The following is a 3,652-nucleotide window of genomic DNA, read 5'->3' on the forward strand; positions in this document are numbered from 1 at the left end:
AATTTATGGCTGTTAAAGAGTAACTTTCGTCAGTTCATTGGTCACTTTTCTGGCTCGATTGAAGACAACAATGGAGTGACACATCACCTCGATGGTGTTCTTGGCCTAACAGAAGATCACTTTGCTCGCTGGTAACGTAATTCTGCTGATTGAATCTCAGGCGAGCAAGTCTAAGTAAGCTTGATACTAAGAACGCGTATGGCGTCTCAACAAGGATAAAACATGAATATCGACGCATTAATCAATCACCCAGAATGGCTACTGCTGGTATTAGCGCCCTTGTTCATTGTGTGCATGTTGGCTGAGTATTTTATCGGTCAGAAGCAAGGTCGACTGCCTGATAACTCGAGCTATAAACTTTCAGAAGTGATGTGTAACTTCACGCTGGCAGGAATGCATCAACTCTCCGATTTGCTCACCGGGTTATTGGTCGTGCAGTTGTATCTTTGGATGTTTGGTTGGCGCTTAATGGATATTGAAATGGGCGTGCTGAGTTTTGTTGTATTGATGGTGTTGCAAGACTTTTGCTATTACTGGTTTCATAGAGCAAGCCATCGTGTTCGCTGGATGTGGGCAGCACACGTGGCACACCACAGTTCAGAAAGCATGAACTTCAGTACGGCTTTCCGTCAAAGCTTAATGTATCCACTTGCTGGGATGTGGCTTTTCTGGATACCGTTGGTCATCATAGGTTTTGACCCTAAATGGGTCGTCTTTGTGGTGCTTCTGAATCTAGGTTTGCAGTTCTTCGTCCATACACAATGGATACGAAGCTTGGGGCCACTTGAATACATCTTTAACACCCCATCACACCACCGTGTGCATCACGGCAAAAACCCGCAATACATCGATAAGAACTACGCCGGCGTTTTGATCATTTGGGATAAATTGTTTGGTACGTTCGAGCCTGAAATTGAAACCGTGCGTTACGGCGTCACCAAACCCGTAAACAGTTTTAACCCTATAATCGTCACCTTTCAAGAATGGAAGGCTATATTCAAAGATTTGAGAAACCGAGAGCTAACCATTAAACAGAAAGTCCAGTTGATACTCTCACCCCCATCGGATTAAACGGACGATAGACAGATTGTATTAACTAAGATACCGCCTCAACTGGATTCAAAGACATCCCCACCGACTCGATTGAATAGTAAAGCACCGTTTTCCGACAATTTATTTGTGATCTGGGTTGCACGCGTACCGCATACTATCAGATACTGAACAAAACTAACCTTCAGCCACAGTAAACGTTCTGCGCTTGCTGTTCAGGAATTTCAATGAGTTCAGATAATCAGCCGACCTACTTCTTTTTCGATTACGAAACGTGGGGCGTTAGCCCAGCAAAAGACCGTCCGAGTCAGTTTGCGGGTGTTCGTACCGACCAAGATTTCAATGTTATTGGAGAGCCTCTGGTTATCTATTGCCAACCTCCTGCTGATTACCTCCCTGCGCCTGAAGCTGCGTTGATCACCCGTATCACACCACAGAAAGCGGCTTCACAAGGTCTCCCTGAGCCAGAGTTTATCGCTAAGATCCATGCTGAGTTGGCGAGACCAAACACCACAAGCCTTGGCTACAACAGTATCCGATTCGATGATGAAGTAACGCGTTACACCTGTTACCGAAATTTCATTGACCCATATGCGTGGAGCTGGCAGAACGGCAACTCACGTTGGGATCTATTAGATGTAATGCGCGCTGTTCACGCACTGCGCCCTGAAGGCATTGTTTGGCCAGAGAACGAAGAAGGTTATCCAAGTTTCAAACTGGAACACCTATCTGTGGCAAACGGCATTGAACACGAGAACGCGCACGATGCGATGGCCGATGTTATTGCGACCATCGAGTTAGCAAAGAAGCTTAAAGCTGCACAACCTAAGATGTTCGATTACCTTTACAACATGCGTCATAAGCGTAAGCTAAATGACCTAGTTGACATCGTAAACATGACACCATTGATGCACGTTTCGGGCATGTTTGGCCGTGACTGCAACTACACAAGCTGGATTGTGCCTATGGCTTGGCACCCAACTAATCAAAATGCGGTTATCGTGGTTGATTTAGCTAAAGATCCAAGCCCACTACTAGAACTGGACGCTGATGAACTCAGAGACAGACTCTACACCAAACGCAGTGAACTGAGTGAAGACGAGCTACCCGTACCCATCAAATTGGTTCAACTGAACAAGTGCCCTATTCTTGCTCCAGCCAAAACGCTGACGGCTGAAAATGCCGAAACCATCGGTATCGATCGCCAACAATGCTTGAAGAACTTGGCACTGCTGCGCGAACATCCAGAGATCCGCGAAAAACTCATTGGCCTTTACTCTCAAGAGCGCGAGTACGAAAAGAGTGATGATGTTGATACCCACCTTTACGACGGTTTCTTTTCACCTGCTGATAAAACAGCGATGAACATCATTCGTGAAACTGACCCGAACAACTTGGCAGCTTTGGATATCACCTTCAGTGACGAACGTATTAAACCGTTACTGTTCCGTTACCGTGCACGTAACTTCCCATGGACGCTCGACGAAGCTGAGCAATTGAAATGGGCAAACCATTGTCGTGAGTTTTATGAGTGCCGTTTAGAAGAGTACATGCTCAACCTTGAAAACCTCGCGCACGAACATGAAAGTGACGAGAAGAAAATGGCTATCTTGAAGGCGGTTTATCAATACGTAGAAAAGTTAGCTAGTTAATTCCATTATCAAGAGACGTAACACTTTGAAAGAAAGATTGATCCAACTGGTTTACTGCTTAATCTCCTTCACCTTAATCATAGGTGCACTTACAGTAGGTAACGCGTTACAGCACTTTTTGGATACCTCAATCCCAGGCAGTATTTTTGGCATGTTGATTCTGTTTGCCGCCATGGTGATTGGTATTGTTCCTTCGCACTGGGTACAACCCGGTGCAAGCTTGATTATCCGCCTAATGATCTTACTGTTTGTTCCGATCAGTGTTGGGTTGATGGATCACTTCGACATGCTCATCGCGAACGCATTGCCAATTATGGCGAGCGCCGTTGGTGGCACGTTGCTGGTGTTGGTGTCCTTATCATGGTTTTTAGACCGCTTGCTTTCGAGAGGTAACTGATCATGTGGATTCTACTCACCATCGTGGTATTCCTGTTTGCTCGCTGGGTAAGTCAGAAAGTGAACTCACCACTGTGTAATCCCCTGCTGATCAGCATTGGTATCATCATTCCGATACTCACGTTCTTCAAAGTACCGTTTGAGACTTACTATGCGGACAACACCTGGATTACCTACATGCTGCAGCCCGCGGTAGTTGCCCTTGCTTATCCGCTTTATGAACAGCTACCTCAAATCAGAGCCAACTGGCGCATCATCACCTTTGCTTGCACACTAGGCAGTGTGATGTCGATGACAACAACAGCAATGATTGCGGTCGCCTTTAAAGCAGACTTAAGTTTGATTGCGAGTTTATTAGGTAAGTCAGTCACCACACCAATTGCGATGGAAGTATCGAGCCATTTAGGTGGTGAAGCAGCGATTGCGGCAATACTGGTATTGATTGTTGGTCTATTTGGGGCAATTTTTGCTTATCCAATCTACAATCTCATTGGTATTAAGAGCCCTATTGCCCGAGGTTTAACCATGGGTACCGTGTCTCATGCTTTAGGTAC

The 3,652-nt window shown here is 45.7% G+C and carries 5 protein-coding genes; all 5 read left to right on the plus strand.

Annotated features, from left to right (window positions below):
• Positions 1 to 135: DUF2804 domain-containing protein (locus tag AB4653_RS26550; protein WP_408063587.1), on the plus strand; the 135-nt coding region annotated here is incomplete at its 5' end.
• 87 nt (positions 136 to 222) lie between these two features.
• Positions 223 to 1,071, plus strand: a complete 849-nt coding sequence (locus AB4653_RS26555; RefSeq protein ID WP_102258540.1) for a sterol desaturase family protein — start codon at positions 223 to 225, stop codon at positions 1,069 to 1,071.
• A 206-nt stretch (positions 1,072 to 1,277) separates the two neighbouring features.
• Entirely contained in the window at positions 1,278 to 2,702 is a 1,425-nt protein-coding gene (gene sbcB / locus AB4653_RS26560; protein WP_009846946.1) for an exodeoxyribonuclease I, read from the plus strand.
• Positions 2,703 to 2,727: 25 nt separating this feature from the next.
• On the plus strand, positions 2,728 to 3,099 hold the full coding sequence (locus AB4653_RS26565; RefSeq protein WP_009846947.1) for a CidA/LrgA family protein: 372 nt from the start codon (positions 2,728 to 2,730) through the stop codon (positions 3,097 to 3,099).
• A 2-nt stretch (positions 3,100 to 3,101) separates the two neighbouring features.
• Positions 3,102 to 3,652, plus strand: a 551-nt coding sequence (locus AB4653_RS26570) for an LrgB family protein (RefSeq protein ID WP_372105721.1), incomplete at its 3' end; no start/stop codon positions are given.

It is taken from the genome of Vibrio sp. 10N.222.48.A3 (assembly GCF_041475345.1).
Lineage (GTDB): Bacteria > Pseudomonadota > Gammaproteobacteria > Enterobacterales > Vibrionaceae > Vibrio > Vibrio tasmaniensis_A.

Excerpts from the sequence above, each read along its gene's own strand:
- sbcB (WP_009846946.1), top strand. The coding sequence starts at position 1,278 with ATGAGTTCAGATAATCAGCCGACCTACTTCTTTTTCGATTACGAAACG.
- AB4653_RS26555 (WP_102258540.1), top strand. The coding sequence starts at position 223 with ATGAATATCGACGCATTAATCAATCACCCAGAATGGCTACTGCTGGTA.